Source organism: Candidatus Neomarinimicrobiota bacterium, assembly GCA_041862535.1.
Classification (GTDB): Bacteria; Fidelibacterota; Marinisomatia; order SCGC-AAA003-L08; family TS1B11.
In genome coordinates, this window is record JBGVTM010000216.1 from 1 (window position 1) to 2,149 (window position 2,149).

Here is a 2,149-nt window from a genome sequence, read left to right on the forward strand (position 1 = left end):
CCCCAAGGGGCGAAAATGGCACTGGCTTGGCGGGGCCGCAATGGCTGGCACCGGCTTTATAATTTATACCGGTACCGAAGAGGACCACTCTGAAAGGAAGGAATGGGGTGGAATCTTATTGCTGATTGGTCTCCTGAAACTGGAGTATGAAATGCTGCTTACCGTTCTGCAGGATACTAGTACCGTCAAGAACCAGGATAGCCTGACCATACGGCCGATGATGAAACCCGCGCAGCGCATTCCAATTCTGGTATCGGCCGGGAGCACCTCCTGGACGTTACATACTAACTCCGAGGGAAGGGTCCGCTTAAATATCTCCGACCTCGCAATAAAAGCCGCTCCCGACAAATCCCTGACAATAAAATTTGCAACCAAGCAAGACCCGACCCATTTCGCTGTCTTCACGGTGCCACCGTCAGTCGTAGATTATTATTCCCTTCAACCAAACGAGTAGGTCGTCCGAATCAGCTACACTCGTTCTCACGGTCTTTACTCGCCATTCAGGCCTTATAAAACCAGGGAGACTCTTCTTTAAGCACGTTCCTGGTATCTACCACCGGAATCCGAAATGCGTTGAAGTCAATTGCCTGGTAATCATCATGGGCAGTGGCGATGAGAATCAGATCGTACGAACTGCTGATCTCTTCCGATTGCCGGCCGGTAAATTTATCAAACCTCCGGGTAGGCGGTATGACTGGTATGTAGGGATCATTATAGCTGGCCAGCGCTCCCCTCCCCTCCAGTTTATGCATCAGATAAAGTGCCGGTGATTCCCTGATGTCATCTACGTTAGGCTTATAGGCCAGCCCCAGGATCAATATTCTTGATCCCTTCAGCGGCTTTCCGTGCTCGCTCAGCACCTCCATGACCCTCGTGACGACGAAGTCAGGCATCGAGGTGTTGATCTCCCCCGCCAGCTCAATAAAGCGGGTGTACACCCCGTATTCCCTGGCCTTCCAGGTCAGGTAGAACGGATCGATGGGGATGCAGTGGCCGCCCAGTCCGGGACCGGGATAAAACGGCATGTAGCCAAAAGGTTTGGTGCTGGCCGCCTCAATCACCTCCCAGATATCAATACCCATTTTGGTAAAGGCAATCTTTAACTCATTGACCAGCGCAATATTCACGGCTCGAAAAACATTCTCCATCAATTTACTGGCTTCCGCAACCCGCACCGAAGAAACCGGAACGGTTTCATTAATGACCTGCCGGTAAAGAGCATTCGCTACAGCCAACCCATCGGAAGAGGTGGAGCCGATAACTCTCGGGATGGTGGAAGTGGAATAACTCGGGTTATTGGGATCCTCCCGCTCGGGAGAATAGGCCACCAGAAAATCGCGATCTACTTTCAGCCCGCTACGCTCCAGGATCGGTACCATCACTTCTTCCGTTGTGCCCGGATAGGTAGTCGATTCCAGAATAACAATGTGTCCCGGCCGAATATGGGAGGAGATCGTCTCACAAGTGGTCACCACATAGGACAGATCCGGCTCCCGGTTAGCAGTCAGAGGGGTTGGAACGGTAATTAGAATCCCGTCACATTCCCTTATCTGCGACAAATCGGTGGTCGCCCGGACGAGGCCTGACGCAACCCCCTGCGCTACCCTCGCATTCAATACATGCCGTATATAGGACTGCCCCTCATTGAGCATCCGGACTTTGTCTTCATCGACGTCAAATCCTATGCAATGAAACCCGTGCTCCGAAAAGGTATAGAGCAGTGGCAGCCCAACGTAGCCAAGTCCAAAAATACCGGGGATAAATTCCTGGGCTTCAATTTTTCTAATAAGAGTCTCTTTCATGCTATCGATTCCATCTAATGAGTTGAAATTTCGCCCGACCGGGCCCTACGGCAAGAACACCGCCGAATAAGTCAAACAGCCGCGGGCAGCCTCTTTACAGATAACCCAACTGCTCGATGCGCAGCAAGATCTTTTGTGCCAGGGCTTCAGGGTCCTCGTAGCTCGAATCCACCACGATCTCTGGGTCGGCAGGCACCTCGTAGGGATCGTCAATTCCGGTAACCTGCTTGATGAGCCCCTGGCGCGCCTTGGCATACAGGCCTTTTGGATCCCGCTGCTCGCACACTTTCAATGGAGTATTCACATACACCTCCAGGTATCCGCCATACCGCGAGATCAGCTGCCGG

The 2,149-nt window shown here is 52.4% G+C and carries 3 protein-coding genes; 1 reads left to right on the forward strand and 2 read right to left on the reverse strand.

Annotated features, from left to right (window positions below):
* A partial coding sequence (locus ACETWG_07995; protein ID MFB0516530.1) for a hypothetical protein occupies window positions 1–454 on the forward strand: 454 nt, incomplete at its 5' end.
* 46 nt (window positions 455–500) lie between these two features.
* On the opposite strand, the gene ACETWG_08000 is transcribed toward ACETWG_07995, so the two are convergent.
* Together ACETWG_08000 and ACETWG_08005 are read right to left on the reverse strand one after the other, a co-directional pair.
* Window positions 501–1,802 (reverse strand): nucleotide sugar dehydrogenase, encoded by a 1,302-nt coding sequence (locus ACETWG_08000; GenBank protein MFB0516531.1) that lies wholly within the window; start codon window positions 1,800–1,802, stop codon window positions 501–503.
* Between the two features lie 94 nt (window positions 1,803–1,896).
* Window positions 1,897–2,149: adenylyl-sulfate kinase (locus ACETWG_08005; protein ID MFB0516532.1), on the reverse strand; the 253-nt coding region annotated here is incomplete at its 5' end.